The sequence below is a fragment of the Streptosporangium sp. NPDC023615 genome (genome assembly GCF_040640155.1).
Taxonomy (GTDB): Bacteria; Actinomycetota; Actinomycetes; order Streptosporangiales; family Streptosporangiaceae; genus Streptosporangium.
The window spans coordinates 92,599-109,956 of record NZ_JBFABE010000007.1 but is presented as its reverse complement, the minus strand read 5'-3'; the positions used below and the strand labels follow the sequence as shown (position 1 = coordinate 109,956).

The window sequence follows — 17,358 nt, the reverse complement described above, 5'->3', positions numbered from 1 at the left end:
CCTCTAGCGAATGAACAGCGCGGACGCAGCCTGATCCGCGAGATCGAGCACCGGCTGCGGGAAGACCCCCAGCACTACCGTAGCCGCTGCCGCCAGGGCGACCACAGCCGAGGTGCCCACCGTGGGAACCGCGATGGACGGCCCGTCGGCGGAGGGCTCGTTGAAGAACATCAGCACGATCACGCGGACGTAGAAGAACGCGGCGATGGCCGAGGTGACGACTCCCACGACGACCAGCGGCAGGGCGCCCCCGGCGACCGCGGCGGAAAACACCGCGTACTTGCCGAAGAACCCGCTCGTGAGCGGGATGCCCGCGAAGGCCAGCAGGAAGAACGCGAAGATGCCGGCCAGGACCGGGGACCGCTTGCCCAGCCCGGCCCAGCGCGACAGGTGACCCGCCTCGCCGCCCGCGTCGCGGACCATGGTGACGACCGCGAAGGCGCCGACCGTGGTGAAGCCGTACGCGGCCAGGTAGAACAGGATGCCCGACAGGGCCTGGGAGTTCTGCTCGAAGGTGCCGATGGCGACGACGCCGGTGAGCAGGAAGCCCGCGTGCGCGATCGAGGAGTAGGCCAGCATCCGCTTGATCTCGGTCTGGGTGATGGCCAGGACCGCGCCGACGATCATCGTGATGATCGCGACGCCCCACATGATCGGCTCCCAGTTCCACTGCAGGCCGCCCAGGGCGACCCAGAAGACCCGCAGCACGGCGCCGAAGGCGGCCACCAGCACGGTGGAGGCCATCAGGGCGGTGACCGCGGTGGGCGCGCCCTGGTAGACGTCGGGCTTCCACGCCTGGAAGGGCGCGGCACCGATCTTGAAGAACAGGCCGATGCCGAGCATCGCGGTGCCGATCAGCAGCAGCGTCTCCGGGCCGCCCGCGGTGAGCGCGGTGTTGATGGCGGCCAGGTCGACCGACTTGGCGTAGCCGTAGATCAGGGCCATGCCGTACAGGAAGAAGGCCGAGGAGAACGAGCCCAGCAGGAAGTACTTGACCGAGGCCTCCTGCGAGAGCAGGCGGCGACGGCGGGCCAGGCCGCAGAGCAGGTACAGCGGCAGGGACATGACCTCCAGGCCGACGAACATGACCAGCAGGTCGTTGGCGGAGGCGAACAGGAGCATGCCGCCGACCGAGAACAGCAGCAGCGGGTAGACCTCGGTCTGGGCGTATCCGCTGAGGACCGCCTCCTCCTCGTCCGGGCTTCCCGGCACCGCCGCCGCCTGCGCGACAAACTGCTCCTCGTCGTTGATCAGCAGGGTGCTGACCAGGGCCAGGATGAGGATGATGCCCCAGATGAACAGGGCGGGCCCGTCCACCGCGACCGCGCCCATCGCCGCCGCGGCGTCCGGCAGGCCGCCCCGCGCGACCAGGACGGTCATCACGAACGCGCCCAGCAGGCTGAGCAGGGTGAGCGGCATGTGGATCGACTTGCGCAGGTGGCGGGGCGCGAACGCCTCGACCAGCACGCCGACGACCGCCGCGCCGAACACGAGCAGCATCGGCAGGAGCAGCGCGTATTCGATCGTCGGGGCTTGGATGGTGTCCTTCACTGCCCGGCCCCCTTCTTGTCGGCCACGGCGGGGGTGAACGGTTCGACGCCGACACTGGAGAGCGTCTTGTCCACCGCGGGATTGATCACGTCGAGCATCGGCTTGGGGAAGAAGCCCAGGATGAGGATCACCGCGACCAGCGGGCCTATCACGAACCTCTCACGCAGGTTGAGATCGGGCAGGTTCATGGGGGTGATCGACTCGTTGGTCGGCCCGGTCATCGTGCGCTGGTACATCCACAGGATGTAGACGGCCGCCAGGATCACGCCGGTCGTCCCGATGATCGCCGCGACCGCGTACCGCTCGTAGGTGCCGAGCAGGACCATGAACTCGCTGACGAACGTCGACAGGCCGGGCAGCGAGAGCCCGGACAGGCCGGCGATCAGGAAGGTGCCGGCGAGCACCGGGGCGACCTTCTGCACCCCCCCGTAGTCGGCGATCCGGCTGGAGCCCCGGCGGTAGATCAGGAAGCCCGCGATCAGGAAGAGCGCGCCGGTGGAGAAACCGTGGTTGACCATGTAGAGGGTGGCGCCCGTGCCGCCGTCCCTGGTCATCGCGAACACGCCCAGCGCGATGAAGCCGAAGTGGGAGATCGAGGTGTAGGCGATCAGGCGCTTCATGTCGGTCTGGCCGATGGCCACGATCGCGCCGTAGACGATGCCGACCACCGAGAGCACGATCACCAGCGGGGTGAAGAACTTCGACGCCTCGGGGAAGAGCTCCAGGCAGAAGCGGAGCATGCCGTAGGTGCCGACCTTGTCCAGCACGCCCACCAGCAGCACCGCGGCACCGGCCGGGGCCTGCGCGGCGGCGTCGGGCAGCCAGGTGTGGAACGGCCAGAGCGGGGCCTTGACGGCGAACGCGATGAAGAAGCCCGCGAAGAGCCACTTCTGCGTGGCCGGGTCCTGCACGGCCCCGATGAGCTCGGGGAACATGAAGGTGTTCTTCTGCGCGACCACGTAGAGGGCGATCACCGCGACCAGCATGAGCAGGCCGCCGAAGAGCGAGTAGAGCAGGAACTTCACGGCCGCGTAGGACCGCTGCGCCCCCCCGTAGGACCCGATCATGAAGTACATCGGGATCAGCATGGCCTCGAAGAAGACGTAGAACAGGAAGACGTCGGTGGCCGCGAAGACACCGATCATCATCGCTTCGAGCACCAGCAGCAGCGCGAAGTAGGTCTTCACCGACCGCTTCGGGGCCGGAACCCTGGACGCCTCGGTCTTGAGCCCCTCGCCCGGCACGGCCTCGACGGTCCCGCCGGCGCCGCCACCGAGGCCGCCGGTGCCGTCGGCGTCGTGCCAGGAGGCCAGGATCACGATCGGCACCAGCACCGCCGACAGCGCGATCAGCACCAGCGCGATGCCGTCCACGCCGACGCCGTAGTGCACGCCGAAGCGCGGGATCCAGTCGTGGACCTCGGCGAACTGGAAGCGGGTCTGCGAGGTGGGGTTGAACTGCACGGCGACGGCGACGGTCAGCGCCAGGACGACCAGCGAGACCACCAGCGCCAGTTGCTTGGCGAGCTTGTCACTCTTGACAAGGGAGACACCCACCGCGCCCAGAACGGGCACGGCCATCAGGGTCGAGAGCCAGGGCATCACATGTTCCCTACGTAGAGCAGCGCGCCAACGACCACGGCGGCACCGAAGAGGATGGACAACGCGTAGGACCGCACGTAGCCGGTCTGGATGCGGCGCAGCCGGCCGGAGGTGCCGCCGATCCCCGCCGCCAGGCCGTTGACCACCCCGTCGATGCCGCGGTTGTCGAAGAACACCGCGATCCGGGTGAGCCACTGGCCGGGGCGCATGAACAGCGCCTCGTTCAGCGCGTCGCCGTAGAGGTCACGACGGGCGAACGTGGTGAGGAACGAGCCGCGCGGGGCGAGCGCGGGCACCTCGGCGGCGCCGTAGCGGAACCAGGCGAACGCGGCACCGGCGGCGACCAGCGCGAGCGTGGCAAGCCCGGCGGGAGCGGTGGGGTGGAACCCCGGCAGTTCCTCGGGCCGGCCGACCGCCGGGGCGATGAACAGCATGAACCGGTTGCCCAGGACCAGGAAGGCGCCCAGGAAGATCGAGCCGATGGAGAGCACGACCAGCGGGAGCGTCATCACGGCGGGCGACTCGTGCGGGTGGGCGTCGTCGGCCCAGCGCCGCTTGCCGAAGAAGGTCATGAAGACCATCCGCGACATGTAGAAGCCGGTGATGCCGGCGCCCAGCACCGCGAGCCAGCCCAGGATCGCGTTGTGCTCCATGGCCGTCTCGATGATGCCGTCCTTGGTGAAGTAGCCGGACAGCAGTGGGAAGCCGATGATCGCGAGGTAGCCGATGATGAACGTGATCGCGGTGACCTTCATCACCGGGAACAGCCCGCCGTACCGGCGCATGTCGACCTCGTCGTTCATGGCGTGCATGACCGAGCCCGCGCCGAGGAACATGTTGGCCTTGAAGAAGCCGTGCGTGATCAGGTGCGCGATGGCGAACGCGTAGCCCACCGGGCCGAGGCCCGCGGCGAGCATCATGTAGCCGATCTGCGACATCGTCGAGCCGGCCAGGCCCTTCTTGATGTCGTCCTTGGCGCAACCGATGATCGCACCGGCGAGCAGGGTGACCACGCCGACGATCGTCACGACGAGCTGCGCGGTCGGGGCGAGCTCGAAGAACGCGCCGGAGCGGACCACGAGGTAGACGCCCGCGGTGACCATGGTCGCGGCGTGGATGAGGGCCGAGACCGGGGTCGGGCCCTCCATCGCGTCCAGCAGCCACGACTGCAGCGGGAGCTGGGCCGACTTGCCGCAGGCGCCGAGCAGGAGCAGCAGGCCGATCGCGGTGACCGTCGCCTGGGAGACCGCGCCGGCCTGCATCGCCCCGCCGACGGCCGTCTTGGTGAGCGCCTGGAAGTCGACGGCGCCGAACACCGTGAAGATCGTGAAGATCGCGATCAGCAGGCCGAAGTCGCCGACCCGGTTGACGATGAAGGCCTTCTTGGCGGCGGCCGCGGCCCGCGGCCTGACGTACCAGAACCCGATCAGCAGGTACGAGGCCAGGCCCACGCCCTCCCAGCCGATGAACAGGGCGACGTAGTTGTCGGCCAGCACCAGCAGGAGCATTGCCGCGACGAACAGGTTCAGGTACGCGAAGAACCTGCGCCGGTCGTGGTCGTGCGACATGTAGCCGATCGAGTAGATGTGGATCAGTGATCCCACACCGGTGATCAGCAGCGCGAAGCTGATCGACAGCGGGTCGATCAGCAGGCCCATGTCGGCGACGCCGGGGATGAACTCGTACAGCGGGACGCCCTGGCGGCGCTGCTCGGGGTTCAGGGCGAGCAACTGCGCGAAGACGGCGACGGCCACCGCGAAGGCGCCCACGGACATCGCGACGCCGAGGAGGTGTCCCCAGCGGTCGGAGCGACGCCCGAGCAGCAACAGGACCGCGGCGCCGAGCAACGGGAGCGCGATCATGAGCCAGGAGACCCCGATCGCACCCCCGGCATGCTTGATGATCTCAGCGGGTTCCACGGCCACCTCTTAGTACTTCAGCAGGTTGGCGTCGTCCACCGACGCCGACCTGCGGGTTCGGAAGATCATCACGATGATGGCGAGGCCGATGACGACCTCGGCCGCGGCCACCACCATCACGAAGAACGCGATGAGCTGGCCGTCCAGGTTGCCGTGCTGCCTGGCGAAGGTGACGAACGCGAGGTTGCAGGCGTTGAGCATGAGCTCCACGCACATGAACACCACGATCGCGTTGCGCCGCACCAGCACGCCGATGGCGCCGATCGCGAACAGCAGCGCGGAGAGCACCAGGTAGTGAGTGGTCACTTGCCGTCCTCCTGCGGGAGCGCCGCGTCCTTCACCTGGACGGGCGCGGCGTCCGGGGCGGGTCCGCGGCCGGTGTCCGCGTCCTTCTCCAGGACCTGCTTGATGAGCGCCGCCTTGGCCGGGTCGGTCGGCGCGAAGCCGTCCTCGATCTCGTGCCGGGCGAGCACGCGGTTGATGGACTTGGCCGAGACCGTGCCGTCGGGCAGCAGGGCGGGCATGTCGATCGCGTTGTGCAGCGCGTAGGTGCCGGGGCCGGGCAGCGGCGAGGGCTGCGGGCCGTTGAAGCGGGCGCGGGCCAGGTCGCGCTGGGTGGCCTTGGGCCGGACGCGCTCGCGGTGCGCCAGCACCATCGCGCCGAGCGCGGCGGTGATCAGCAGCGCCGAGGTGACCTCGAAGGCGAAGACGTGCCTGGTGAAGATCAGCTGGGCCAGCGAGGGCACGTTGCCGCCCGCCGCCTGCACCGCCTTGTCCATGCCGACCGGCGCGGTGAGGGCCGCGTTGCCGACGCCCAGGGCGAGCAGGGCGGCGAACGACAGGCCCGCCACGGCCGCCCAGACGCGCTGCCCCTTGATCGTCTCGACCAGCGAGTCGGCGGAGTCGACGCCGACCAGCATGAGCACGAACAGGAAGAGCATCATGACCGCGCCGGTGTAGACGATGATCTGCACCGCGGCGAGGAAGGGGGCCTCCTGGACCGCGTAGAGCACCGCCAGCGAGAGCATGACGACGCCCAGCATCAGCGCCGAGTAGACGGCCTTGCGGCTGAAGACGAGCCCCAGGGCCGCCGCCACGGAGACGACGGCCAGAACCCAGAACGTGATGGTCTCACCCATTTTTGCGTCCCAGCCGGTAGTAGTCCTCTTCGGTCTCGCCGAGACGCATGGGGTGCGGCGGGATCTCCATGCCGGGACCGAGCGGCGCGAGCAGCATCTCCTTGGTGTAGATGAGGCTCTCACGGCTGGTGTCGGCGAGCTCGTACTCGTTGGTCATCGTCAGCGCCCGTGTCGGGCACGCCTCGATGCACAGGCCGCACAGGATGCACCGCAGGTAGTTGATCTGGTAGGTGCGTCCGTAGCGCTCACCGGGCGAGAAGCGCTCCTCGTCGGTGTTGTCGGCCCCCTCCACGAAGATCGCGTCGGCCGGGCAGGCCCAGGCGCACAGCTCGCAGCCGACGCACTTCTCCAGGCCGTCGGGCCAGCGGTTGAGCTGGTGCCGGCCGTGGAAGCGCGGAGCCGTGGGCTTGTGCTCCTCGGGATAGTTGACCGTCTCGACCTTCTTGAACATCGTGTGGAAGGTCACGCCGAACCCCTTGATGGGGTTCAGCCAATCAGTTGCTCCCACTGGGAACCTCCTTGCGCGCTACCCCGTGGTAGTGCGGCAGGTCGAGCGGCGGAACCGGGAAGCCGCCCGCGGCGGGCTCGGCTTGGAGTTGCTCGAACTCGGCCTCGACCTGGGCGGCCTTGGCCTCCTTGCGCCTCTGCAGCACGCTGTCGAAGCGCCACCAGATGCCCAGGCAGGCGGCCAGCACCAGCGCGGCCAGGATGAGCACCAGCGACCGGTCGACCTCCGGCAGGCGGAGGGCCTTGACGGTGGCCACGAGAAGGATCCACGCCAGGTTGACCGGGATGAGGATCTTCCAGCCGAGCGCCATGAGCTGGTCGTACCTGACGCGCGGCAGCGAGGCCCGGCACCAGACGAAGAAGGAGAAGACCAGCACCATCTTGAGGAAGAACCACAGCAGCGGCCACCAGCCGGTGTTGGCCCCGTCCCACATCGAGATCGGGAACGGTGCCCGCCAGCCGCCCATGAACAGGGTGATGGAGACCGCGGAGACCACGAAGACGTTGACGTACTCGGCGAGCATGATGACCGCGAACTTCAGCGAGTTGGAGTACTCGGTCTGGAAGCCGCCGACGAGCTCGCCCTCGCCCTCGGGCAGGTCGAAGGGGACCCGGTTGGTCTCGCCCAGCATCGTGACGATGTAGATCAGGAAGGACGGGATCAGCAGGATCATGTACCAGGAGGGCATCGGGATGTCGACGCCTCCCAGCGTGAACACCCCGCCCGTGGCCTGGGCCGCGACGATCTCGGAGGTGGACAGCGTCCCGGCGAACAGGAACACGCCCACGAACGACAGGCCCATCGCGATCTCGTACGAGACCACCTGGGCGCTGGCGCGCAGGCCGCCCAGGACCGAGTACGGCGAGCGCGAGCCCCAGCCGGCCAGCACGATGCCGTACACGCCGATGGAGGCCATGGCCAGTACCAGCAGCACCGCGACCGGCAGGTCGGTGAGCTGCAGCGGCGTCTGGACCCCGAACATCGAGACGATCGGGCCCATCGGGATGACGGAGAAGGCCAGGAAGGCGGGGACCGCGAGGACGACCGGGGCGATGAAGTAGATCACCTTGTCGACGGTCCGGGGCATCAGGTCTTCCTTGAGCCCCATCTTGAGGCCGTCGGCCACCGACTGGAGCAGCCCGAACTTGCCCGCGCGGTTGGGGCCGTACCGGTTCTGCATGCGCGAGATGAGCTTGCGCTCGAACCAGACGCCGAACAGCACGCCCAGCATCAGGACGATGAAGATGACGGCGGCCTTGATGATGCTGATCCAGAGCGGGTCCTTGCCGAAGTCGGCGAGGGTCGGATCGGCCGCTAGAAGAGTCCGGGCATTCATTACCGCTCCTCGTTGGCTTCGCCGGCGGCACGTGCCTCGCCGGCCGTCGTGCCGGGGGCACGCTCGTCAGGACCGGTGCCGGCGCCCGCGACGGTGCTCACCGCGGCGGGCGTGACCGGGCTCGCCGCGGCGGGCGCGACCCGCCGTGACCCCGCCGCCGCGCCGGGCGCGGAGGCGCCGATCGTGACGACGTCCCCGGCGACCGCGCGCAGGTCGCGGGTGACCGAGCGGCCGGCGGAGTTGGCCGGCAGCCAGACCACCCGGTCGGGCAGGTCGGCGATCCGCACCGGCAGACTCACCGAGCCGCGCTCGGTGCCGACCGTGATCTCGCCGCCGTCGGCCAGGCCCGCCTCGGCCGCGGTGGCCGCGGAGACCAGCGCCACGGCCGGGCGGGCGGTACCGGCCAGGTACGGCTCACCGGCCTGCAGGCGTCCGTCGTCGAGCAGCAGGTGCCAGCTCGCCAGGACGGCCTGCCCGGCCTCCGGGCGGGGCGCGGGGCGGCCGGCGGCGTCGGGGGCGGCGGCCCGGGAGCCGCGCCAGGCGCCGATCACGGTCAGCTCGCGGCGGGCCGCGGCGGCGTCGGGCAGCCCCAGGTGGACGTCCATGGCGTCGGCGATCGCGGAGACGACCCGCAGGTCGCTCATGACGCCGGGGACGGTGAGCGCCTCGGTGAAGGTGCGCCCGCGTCCCTCCCAGTCGACGAACGTGCCCGACTTCTCGGCCGTCACGGCGACCGGGAACACCACGTCGGCGCGGTCGGTGACCGCGCTGGCGCGCTGCTCCAGGCTCACGATGAACGGGGTGTTCTCCATGGCCAGCAGGGCGGCGTGCGGGGCGGCCAGGTCGTAGGGGTCGACCCCGGCGACCACCAGGGCGTCCAGCTCGCCGTCCAGCGCGGCGGCCAGCATGCCGGTGGTGTCGCGCCCCTCGGCCTCGGGCAGGGAGGCGACGTCCCAGGCGCGGGCCATCTCGGCGCGGGCGTCCTCGTCGCCGACCGGGCGGCCGATCGGCAGGAGGTTCGGCAGCGCGCCTGCCTCCAGGGCTCCGCGCTCACCGGCGCGGCGCGGCACCCAGGCCAGGCGGGCACCGGTGGCGGAGGCGAGCCTCAGCGCCGCCGAGAGCGCGCCCGGCACGGTGGCGAGCCGCTCGCCGACCAGGATGATCGCGCCCGGCAGGCGGACCGCCGCGGCCGCGGCCGGGTCGGTGGCGGCCAGATCGTCGAGCACCGCGGTCTCGGTGCCCGGGACCGCCGGGATCAGCGTGCCGCCCATCTTGGCCAGCCCGGGGCCGGCGAACGGCGCGACCGAGAAGACCTTCAGGCCCTTCTTGCGCCACGCCTTGCGCAGCCGCAGGAAGACGATGGGCGACTCCTCGTCGGGCTCGAACCCGGCCAGCAGCACCGCCGGGGCCTTCTCCAGGTCGGCGTAGCGGACCTCGATGCCCTTTCCGGCCACGGCGTGCGCCAGGAACAGCGCCTCCTCCGCCGAGTGCGGCCGGGCGCGGAAGTCGATGTCGTTGGTGCCGAGCGCGAGCCGGGCGAACTTGGCGTACCCGTAGGCCTCCTCGACGGTGACCCGGCCGCCGACGAGCACGCCGGCGCGCCCGCGGGCGGCGGCCAGGCCCTTGGCCGCGGCGGCGAACGCCTCGGGCCAGGAGGCCGGGACCAGGTGGCCCCGCTCGTCACGGACCAGGGGCGTGCGCAGCCGGTCGGGCTGGGTGGCGTAGGTGAACGCCCACCGGCCCTTGTCGCAGTTCCACTCCTCGTTGACCTCGGGGTCGTCCCCGGCCAGGCGGCGGGTGACCTTGCCGCGGCGGTGGTCGGTGCGCAGCGAGCAGCCGCTGGCGCAGTGCTCGCAGGCGGTGGAGGTGGAGACCAGGTCGAACGGGCGGGCCTGGAAGCGGTAGGCGGCGCCGGTCAGCGCGCCCACCGGGCAGATCTGCACGGTGTTGCCCGAGAAGTAGGACTCGAACGGCTCGCCGTCGGCGGCCCCGACCTGCTCCTTGGCCCCGCGCTCGAAGAAGTCGATGAACGGGTCGCCGGCGATCTCGTCGGAGAAGCGGATGCAGCGCGCGCACTGGACGCAGCGCTCACGGTCGAGCAGCACCTCCGTGGAGAGCGCCACGGGCTTCTCGAACGTGCGCTTGGTCTCCACGAAGCGGCTCTCGCCCTGGCCGTTGGACATGGCCTGGTTCTGCAGGGGGCACTCGCCGCCCTTGTCGCAGACCGGGCAGTCCAGCGGGTGGTTCAGCAGCAGCATCTCCATGACGCCGCGCTGGGCCTTCTCCGCGACCGGGGAGGTGAGCTGGGTCTGCACGACCATGCCCTGCGCGACCTCGATCGCGCAGGAGGGCTGCGGCTTGGGGAAGCCCCGGCCGTTGCCGGCGTCGGGGATGTCCACCAGGCACTGGCGGCAGTTGGCGGCCGGCTCCAGCAGCGGGTGGTCGCAGAACCGGGGGATCTGGATGCCGAGCAGCTCGGCCGCCCGGATGATCAGCGTGCCCTTGGGGACGCTCACCTGGAACCCGTCGATGGTGACGGTGACCAGGTCCACCGGCGTCTGCGCCGGGGTGGTGGCTTCGACGGTCATGGCGTCTCCTCCGTCGGCCCGGTGACCGAGACGGTGCTGTGCTTGCCGGTTGGCTGCCTGCGCGCGCTCACTTCGCCGCCCACGCTCTGGAGGGGGCGTGATCGAACGGGCAGCCGCCGATCTCGAAGTGCTTGAGGTACTCGTCGCGGAAGTGCTTGACCGACGAGTGGATGGGGCTGGTGGCACCGTCGCCCAGGGCGCAGAAGGAGCGTCCCAGGATGTTGTCGGCGATGTCGGTGATCGTGGTCAGGTCCTCCTCGGTGCCCTGACCCTTCTCCAGCCGCTTGAGCACCTGCTTGAGCCAGAAGGTGCCCTCCCGGCAGGGGGTGCACTTGCCGCAGGACTCGTGCGCGTAGAACTCGGTCCAGCGCAGCACGGCGCGCACCACGCAGGTGGTCTCGTCGAAGATCTGCAGCGCCCGGGTGCCGAGCATGGAGCCCTTGGCGCCGACGGACTCGAAGTCCAGCGGGACGTCCAGGTGCTCGGCGGTGAAGATCGGGGTGCTCGACCCGCCGGGGGTCCAGAACTTGAGCGTGTGGCCCTCGCGGATGCCGCCGGACATCTCCAGCAGCTCGCGCAGTGTGATGCCGAGCGGCGCCTCGTACTGGCCGGGGCGCGTGACGTGGCCGCTCAGCGAGAAGATGCCGAAGCCCTTGGACTTCTCCGTGCCCATCCCGGCGAACCAGTCGGCGCCGTTGGCGATGATCGAGGGGACGCTCGCCACCGACTCGACGTTGTTGACCACGGTGGGCGAGGCGTACAGGCCCGCCACGGCCGGGAAGGGCGGCTTGAGGCGGGGCTGGCCCCGGTAGCCCTCCAGCGAGTCGAGCAGCGCCGTCTCCTCGCCGCAGATGTAGGCGCCGGCCCCGCTGTGCACGACCAGCTCCAGGTCGAAGCCGGAGCCGAACAGGTCGCGGCCGAGCAGGCCCTTGGCGTACGCCTCGGCCACGGCCGCCTGCAGGCGGCGCACGACGTGCACGACCTCGCCGCGCACGTAGATGAACGCGTGGTTGGCGCGGATCGCGTACGCGGTGATGATGACGCCCTCGACCAGCGCGTGCGGGTTGGCCATCATCAGCGGGATGTCCTTGCACGTGCCCGGCTCGGACTCGTCGGCGTTGACCACCAGGTAGTGCGGCTTGCCGTCCCCTTGCGGGATGAAGCCCCACTTCATGCCGGTGGGGAAGCCCGCGCCTCCCCGGCCGCGCAGGCCGGAGTCCTTGACCGCCTGGATGACGGCGTCCGGGTCCATGCCCAGCGCCTTCTTCGCGGCCGAGTAGTCGCCGTAGCCCTCCAGGGTGAAGGAGTTCGGCTGGTCCCAGTTCGCGGTGAGAACCGGGGTGAGAGTGGTCACGTCGTCTCCTCGCCTGGCAGCCCGCCGCCCGGCGACGGGGTCGCGCCGTGCATGCCGGCTCGTTCGTTGCGCCCGTTCACGCCTCGGGAGCCTTCCATCCGTTGGCCTTGGCGATCGTGAGCCCCTCCAGGGAGGAACCCGCCGCCGAGGGGCCGTCGCCGGCCAGGCCGTCGGGCAGACCGGCCAGCACCCGCGAGGCCTCCTTGAACGTGCAGAGCTTCTTCGGGCCGCGGGTCGGCGAGATCTCCTTGCCGTCCCGCAGGTCGTCGACGAGCTGCTTGGCCGAGGCGGGGGTCTGGTTGTCGAAGAACTCCCAGTTGACCATCATCACCGGGGCGAAGTCGCAGGCGGCGTTGCACTCCAGCCGCTCCAGCGAGACCTTGCCGTCGGGGGTGGTCTCGTCGTGGCCGATGCCGGCGTGCTCGCTCAGCTCGTCCCAGATCTGGTCGCCGCCCATGACCGCGCAGAGCGTGTTGATGCACACGCCCACGTGGTACTGGCCCATCGGCTTGCGCTTGTACATGGTGTAGAAGGTGGACACGCCCACCACCTCGGCCTTGCTCAGGCCGAGGATCTCGGCGCAGAACTCGTGGCCGGCGTCGGAGACGTAGCCGTCCTGCGACTGCACCAGGTGCAGCAGCGGCAGCAGGGCCGAGCGCGGCCTGGGGTAGCGGCCGATGATCTCCTTGGCGTCGCGCTCCAGGCGCTCGCGGACCTCGGGGGCGTACCCCCCCTCCTGGACCGCGCCCCGCCCCGGGTCGGTCCCGGGGACGGCCGCGTTCGAGGGCTCGCCGCCCGTGCCGGTGCTCGTGCCCAGGGCGGTCTCGCCCGTCAGGCCGGTGCCGGTGGACGCGACGGGCTCCCCGCGCGGGGTGTTGTCCGGCGCGCCGGCCGGTCGCGTGCTCGCGCTCATCGGTCGACACCTCCCATCACCGGGTCGATGGAGGCCACCGCCGAGATGACGTCGGCGACCATTCCGCCCTCGCACGTCGCGGGCACGGCCTGCAGGTTCGTGAAGGACGGATCGCGGAAGTGTACGCGGTAGGGGCGGGTGCCCCCATCGCTGACCACGTGGGCGCCGAGCTCGCCGCGGGGCGACTCGACCGGGGAGTAGACCTGCCCGGCCGGGACCCTGAAGCCCTCGGTGACCAGCTTGAAGTGGTGGATGAGCGCCTCCATGGAGCCGCTCATGATGTGCGCGATGTGGTCGGGCGAGTTGCCCAGGCCGTCGGGGCCGAGCGCGAGCTGCGCGGGCCAGCCGATCTTCTTGTCGTCGATCATGACCCGGTCGTTCTTGAGCGGGCCGGAGATGCGGTCGAGGGCCTGCTCGATGATCTTGAGCGACTCCTCCATCTCGGCCACCCGGACCAGGTAGCGCCCGTAGACGTCGGCGCTCTTCTCGGTCGGCACGTCGAACTCGTAGGTCTCGTAGCCGCAGTAGGGCTGTGACTTGCGCAGGTCCCAGGGCAGGCCCGCGGCCCGCAGCATCGGGCCGGTGATGCCCAGCGCCATGCAGCCGGTGAGGTCGAGGTAGGCGACGTCCTTGGTGCGGGCCAGGTAGACCGGGTTGGCGTCGAGCATCTTGCGCATGTCCCTGATCCGCTGCGGCATGATCTTGAGCAGCTCGCCGACCTTGTCGACGGCGCCGGCCGGCAGGTCGACGGAGACGCCGCCCGGCCGGACGTAGGCCATGTTCATCCGCAGGCCGGTGATGTACTCCATCACGTCGAGCACCATCTCGCGCTCGCGGGAGCCGAACAGGAACGGGGTGGTCGCGCCGAGCTCCATGCCGAAGGTGCCGATGGCCACCATGTGCGAGGAGATGCGGGTGAGCTCCATCATCATCACGCGGATGGCCTGGGCCCGCTCGGGCACGCGGTCGGTGATGCCGAGCAGCCGCTCCACCGCCATGCAGTACGCGGTCTCGTTGAAGATCGGCGAGAGGTAGTCCATCCGGGTGACGAACGTCGGGCCCTGGGTCCACGTCCGGTACTCGAGGTTCTTCTCGATGCCGGTGTGCAGGTAGCCGATGACCGTGCGGGCCTCGGTGACCGTCTCGCCGTCCAGGTTCAGCACCAGCCGGAGCACGCCGTGCGTGGACGGGTGCTGGGGGCCCATGTTGATGACGAGCTGCTCGTCCTGCTGGCCGGTGAGGGTCTCGACCAGGTCCGTCCAGTCGTTGCCGGAGACGGTGTAGACCTTGCCCTCGGTGGCCTCCTCGTAGGGGGCGCTCATGTGTAAGACCTCCTCTGGTCCGGCGCGGGGATCTCGGCGCCGCGGTACTCGACCGGGATGCCGCCGAGCGGGTAGTCCTTGCGCTGGGGGTGGCCGTCCCAGTCGTCGGGCATCATGATCCGGGTCAGCGCCGGGTGGCCGTCGAAGACGATGCCGAAGAAGTCCCAGGTCTCGCGCTCGTGCCAGTCGTGCGTCGGGTAGACCGAGACCGTGGAGGGAATGTGCGGGTCGGCGTCGGAGCAGGAGACCTCGACGCGCATCCTGCGGTTGTGCGTGATCGAGCACAGGTGGTAGACCGCGCGCAGCTCCTCGCCCTCCCGCTCGGGGTAGTGCACGCCGGAGACGCCGAGCGAGAGCTCGAAGCGCAGCTGCGGGTCGTCGCGGAGCACCCGCATGACCTCCGGCAGGCGCTCGCGCCTGACGTGGAAGGTCAGCTCGCCGCGGTCGACGACCACGCGCTCGACGGCCTCGCCGAAGGAGGTGCCCAGGGCGCGCTCCAGCTCGTCGGCGATCGTGTCGAAGTAGCCGCCGTAGGGGCGGACGCTGGACAGCTCGGGCTTGCGCCGCACGACGAGGCGGCCGTAGCCCGAGGTGTCGCCGCTGTCCTTGGCGCCGAACATGCCCAGGCGGGTCACCGGCTGCTCGGGCACCTCGGGAAGGTTGCCGCCGGTGGGTTCGGTCGTCATTTGACGGTTCCCTGGTCGATCAGCGGCAGCGTCCGCAGCGCCTGCAGCTCGAGATCGTCGATCTGCTTGGCCCGGTGCGCGCCGAACTTGGTGTTCTGGATCTTGTCGTGCAGCTTGACGATCGCGTCGATCAGCATCTCGGGACGCGGCGGGCAACCGGGCAGGTAGATGTCCACCGGCACGACGTGGTCGACGCCCTGCACGATCGCGTAGTTGTTGAACATGCCGCCGCTGGAGGCGCAGACGCCCATGGCGATGACCCACTTGGGCTCGGCCATCTGGTCGTAGATCTGGCGCAGCACCGGGGCCATCTTCTGCGACAGCCGGCCCGCGACGATCATCAGGTCGGCCTGGCGCGGAGACGCCGAGGCGCGCTCCATGCCGAAGCGCGCCAGGTCGTGCTTGGGTCCACCGGTGGACATCAGCTCGATGGCGCAGCAGGCCAGACCGAAGGTCGCCGGCCAGACGGAGTTCTTGCGCGCCCAGCCGGCCACCTGCTCGACCGTGCTGAGCATGAATCCGCTCGGAAGTTTCTCTTCAAGACCCATATCTAGTCCCAGTCCAGACCCTTGCGGCGCCACACGTACGCGTAGGCCACGAGCACGGTGACGATGAACAGGAGCATCTCGACCAACCCGAACATCCCGAGCTGGTCGAAGGCGACCGCCCACGGGTAGAGGAAGATGATCTCGATGTCGAACACGATGAAGAGCATCGCGGTGATCATGTACTTCAGCGGGAAACGTCCTCCGCCCACGGGCTGCGGCGTCGGCTCGATACCGCACTCGTAGGCGTCGAGTTTCGCGCGGTTCCAGCGCCTGGGACCGGTGAAGGGCGCGATCGTCACCGAGAAGATCGCGAATCCCGCCGCGAGCACGGCGAGCACCAGGATGGGTGCGTAAAGGTCCATCGCTACGCCTCCTCTCCCATCTCCACGCGCGCCGGCGCGTAGCTCTGCATGTCGGTGTGTTCCGAAAGTCTAGGCAGGGCGATGATCGCCCCGGGTCGCAGGTGCCGTCGGGCCCGCCGATCAGTGATCATGCCGGTGGCGCCGCCTTCGACAGGGCGTTGATGATGCGGTCGGACGCGTCTCCCCGCCGGTCGGTGAGATTAGCAAGGAGTTTGAGCGCGAACCTCATCAGGCGTGGGTGCGGCAGCGCGTGACGCGTGGCGAAGTTCATCACCCCGCGGTGCCCGATGAGCTCCACGAACCCCCGGCCCAGGGTGAAGTAGCCGCCGTAGGCGTCCTTCAACGTCTGAGGGTAGGCCCGCAGCACCCGCTCGCGCTGGGCGGGGGTCACCCTGCCGAGCGCCTGGACGACCGACTCGGCGGCGATGTGCCCGCTCTCCATCGCGTACGCGATGCCCTCGCCGTTGAAGGGGTTGATCATCCCGCCCGCGTCGCCCACCAGCACCAGGCCCCGGGTGTAGTGCGGCTGGCGGTTGAAGGCCATCGGCAGGGCGGCGCCCCTGATCGGGGAGGTCATGTTCTCCTCGACGTAGCCCCACTCGGGGGGCATGCCCTTCACCCAGCGCTTGAGCAGGTCGCGGTAGTCCATGCCCTTGAAGGACTCGCTGGTGTTGAGCAGCCCCAGGCCCACGTTGGAGGTGCCGTCGCCGACGCCGAAGATCCAGCCGTAGCCGGGCAGCAGGGTGTCGCCGTCCCACAGCTCCAGCCAGGTCTCCAGGTAGTCGTCGTCGTGGCGGGGGCTCTCGAAGTAGGTCCGCACCGCGACGCCCATCGGGCGGTCCTCGCGCTTGTGCAGCCCCATCGCCAGGGAGATCCGGGTGGAGTTGCCGTCGGCGGCGACCACCAGCCGGGAGCGGTAGGTCACCTCCTCGCCGTCGCGCCTGGCGACCACACCGACCACGTGCCCGCTGCGGTCGTCGAGGACCGGGGCGGTGACGTTGACCCCCTGCAGGAGCCGGGCGCCCGCCTTGACCGCGTTGTCGGCCAGGATCTCGTCGAAGTCCTGGCGGGTGCGGACCAGGCCGAAGTCGGGGTAGCTGGCCAGCTCGGGCCAGTCCAGCTCGAAGCGCATGCCGCCGCCGACCACGCGCAGGCCCTTGTTGCGGACCCAGCCGGGGGCGTCGATGTCGATCCCCATGGCGATGAGCTGCTTGACCGCGCGCGGGGTCAGGCCGTCGCCGCAGACCTTCTCGCGGGGGAAGACGGTCTTCTCGAGCAGCAGGACGTCGAGTCCGGCCTGGGCGAGATGGAATGCGGTCGTCGAACCGGCGGGCCCGGCGCCGACGACGATGACGTCGGCGTCAGCCTCAGCGATCTTTCGCTGTACGACGGCTGGCACGGTCACGGGACCTGTCCTGTCCTACACGCTGTGGGGGCCTCGGGGTGAGGGGCCTTTCGTTCCTTTGTGAAGGTCTTCACAAACTTGTCGCGCCGAAGTCTAACGCCTTTGCGGAGCAAAGTGTCAGGTGGG

The 17,358-nt window shown here is 69.9% G+C and carries 15 protein-coding genes; all 15 read right to left on the bottom strand.

From position 1 onward, the window contains the following. Positions 1–3 precede the first annotated feature (3 nt). On the bottom strand, positions 4–1,551 hold the full coding sequence (nuoN, locus tag AB0G16_RS08130) for an NADH-quinone oxidoreductase subunit NuoN (RefSeq protein WP_362800505.1): 1,548 nt from the start codon (positions 1,549–1,551) through the stop codon (positions 4–6). Then, positions 1,548–3,152 carry an NADH-quinone oxidoreductase subunit M gene (locus tag AB0G16_RS08125; protein WP_362800502.1) on the bottom strand — a complete coding sequence of 535 codons (1,605 nt, stop codon included), beginning with the start codon at positions 3,150–3,152 and terminating at the stop codon, positions 1,548–1,550. The genes nuoN and AB0G16_RS08125 overlap by 4 nt, the downstream gene beginning before the upstream one ends. Continuing rightward, positions 3,152–5,014 carry an NADH-quinone oxidoreductase subunit L gene (gene nuoL, locus AB0G16_RS08120; protein WP_362800860.1) on the bottom strand — a complete coding sequence of 621 codons (1,863 nt, stop codon included), beginning with the start codon at positions 5,012–5,014 and terminating at the stop codon, positions 3,152–3,154. The genes AB0G16_RS08125 and nuoL overlap by 1 nt, the downstream gene beginning before the upstream one ends. A 66-nt stretch (positions 5,015–5,080) precedes the next feature. Beyond that, the gene (gene nuoK / locus AB0G16_RS08115; protein ID WP_362800499.1) at positions 5,081–5,377 is read right to left on the bottom strand and encodes an NADH-quinone oxidoreductase subunit NuoK; all 297 of its coding nucleotides are present in this window, start codon (positions 5,375–5,377) and stop codon (positions 5,081–5,083) included. Continuing rightward, positions 5,374–6,210, bottom strand: a complete 837-nt coding sequence (locus AB0G16_RS08110) for an NADH-quinone oxidoreductase subunit J (RefSeq protein ID WP_362800496.1) — start codon at positions 6,208–6,210, stop codon at positions 5,374–5,376. Before AB0G16_RS08110 ends, nuoK begins: the two co-directional genes overlap by 4 nt. Next, positions 6,203–6,718 carry an NADH-quinone oxidoreductase subunit NuoI gene (gene nuoI / locus AB0G16_RS08105; protein WP_362800493.1) on the bottom strand — a complete coding sequence of 172 codons (516 nt, stop codon included), beginning with the start codon at positions 6,716–6,718 and terminating at the stop codon, positions 6,203–6,205. The genes AB0G16_RS08110 and nuoI overlap by 8 nt, the downstream gene beginning before the upstream one ends. Beyond that, the gene (nuoH, locus tag AB0G16_RS08100) at positions 6,705–8,054 is read right to left on the bottom strand and encodes an NADH-quinone oxidoreductase subunit NuoH (RefSeq protein ID WP_362800490.1); all 1,350 of its coding nucleotides are present in this window, start codon (positions 8,052–8,054) and stop codon (positions 6,705–6,707) included. Before nuoH ends, nuoI begins: the two co-directional genes overlap by 14 nt. Further along, complete coding sequence (locus AB0G16_RS08095) at positions 8,054–10,642, bottom strand: NADH-quinone oxidoreductase subunit G (protein WP_362800487.1); 2,589 nt, start codon at positions 10,640–10,642, stop codon at positions 8,054–8,056. Before AB0G16_RS08095 ends, nuoH begins: the two co-directional genes overlap by 1 nt. A gap of 67 nt (positions 10,643–10,709) precedes the next feature. Continuing rightward, entirely contained in the window at positions 10,710–11,996 is a 1,287-nt protein-coding gene (gene nuoF, locus AB0G16_RS08090; RefSeq protein ID WP_362800484.1) for an NADH-quinone oxidoreductase subunit NuoF, read from the bottom strand. A gap of 76 nt (positions 11,997–12,072) precedes the next feature. After that, a complete protein-coding gene (nuoE, locus tag AB0G16_RS08085) occupies positions 12,073–12,909 on the bottom strand; it encodes an NADH-quinone oxidoreductase subunit NuoE (RefSeq protein WP_362800481.1) in 837 nt (278 codons plus the stop codon). Further along, positions 12,906–14,231: an NADH-quinone oxidoreductase subunit D gene (locus tag AB0G16_RS08080; protein WP_362800478.1), complete on the bottom strand. Its 1,326-nt coding sequence runs from the start codon at positions 14,229–14,231 to the stop codon at positions 12,906–12,908. Before AB0G16_RS08080 ends, nuoE begins: the two co-directional genes overlap by 4 nt. After that, the gene (locus AB0G16_RS08075) at positions 14,228–14,917 is read right to left on the bottom strand and encodes an NADH-quinone oxidoreductase subunit C (RefSeq protein ID WP_362800475.1); all 690 of its coding nucleotides are present in this window, start codon (positions 14,915–14,917) and stop codon (positions 14,228–14,230) included. Before AB0G16_RS08075 ends, AB0G16_RS08080 begins: the two co-directional genes overlap by 4 nt. Then, entirely contained in the window at positions 14,914–15,465 is a 552-nt protein-coding gene (locus AB0G16_RS08070; RefSeq protein WP_344891063.1) for an NADH-quinone oxidoreductase subunit B family protein, read from the bottom strand. The genes AB0G16_RS08075 and AB0G16_RS08070 overlap by 4 nt, the downstream gene beginning before the upstream one ends. Before the next feature lie 2 nt (positions 15,466–15,467). Further along, a complete protein-coding gene (locus AB0G16_RS08065; protein ID WP_362800470.1) occupies positions 15,468–15,827 on the bottom strand; it encodes an NADH-quinone oxidoreductase subunit A in 360 nt (119 codons plus the stop codon). 127 nt (positions 15,828–15,954) lie between these two features. After that, positions 15,955–17,232: a geranylgeranyl reductase family protein gene (locus AB0G16_RS08060; RefSeq protein ID WP_362800467.1), complete on the bottom strand. Its 1,278-nt coding sequence runs from the start codon at positions 17,230–17,232 to the stop codon at positions 15,955–15,957. Positions 17,233–17,358 lie beyond the last annotated feature (126 nt).

Excerpts from the sequence above, each read along its gene's own strand:
- nuoL (WP_362800860.1), bottom strand. The coding sequence starts at position 5,014 with ATGATCGCGCTCCCGTTGCTCGGCGCCGCGGTCCTGTTGCTGCTCGGG.
- AB0G16_RS08110 (WP_362800496.1), bottom strand. The coding sequence starts at position 6,210 with ATGGGTGAGACCATCACGTTCTGGGTTCTGGCCGTCGTCTCCGTGGCG.
- AB0G16_RS08095 (WP_362800487.1), bottom strand. The coding sequence starts at position 10,642 with ATGACCGTCGAAGCCACCACCCCGGCGCAGACGCCGGTGGACCTGGTC.
- AB0G16_RS08125 (WP_362800502.1), bottom strand. The coding sequence starts at position 3,152 with ATGCCCTGGCTCTCGACCCTGATGGCCGTGCCCGTTCTGGGCGCGGTG.
- nuoE (WP_362800481.1), bottom strand. The coding sequence starts at position 12,909 with ATGAGCGCGAGCACGCGACCGGCCGGCGCGCCGGACAACACCCCGCGC.
- AB0G16_RS08080 (WP_362800478.1), bottom strand. The coding sequence starts at position 14,231 with ATGAGCGCCCCCTACGAGGAGGCCACCGAGGGCAAGGTCTACACCGTC.
- AB0G16_RS08070 (WP_344891063.1), bottom strand. The coding sequence starts at position 15,465 with ATGGGTCTTGAAGAGAAACTTCCGAGCGGATTCATGCTCAGCACGGTC.
- AB0G16_RS08075 (WP_362800475.1), bottom strand. The coding sequence starts at position 14,917 with ATGACGACCGAACCCACCGGCGGCAACCTTCCCGAGGTGCCCGAGCAG.
- nuoH (WP_362800490.1), bottom strand. The coding sequence starts at position 8,054 with ATGAATGCCCGGACTCTTCTAGCGGCCGATCCGACCCTCGCCGACTTC.
- AB0G16_RS08065 (WP_362800470.1), bottom strand. The coding sequence starts at position 15,827 with ATGGACCTTTACGCACCCATCCTGGTGCTCGCCGTGCTCGCGGCGGGA.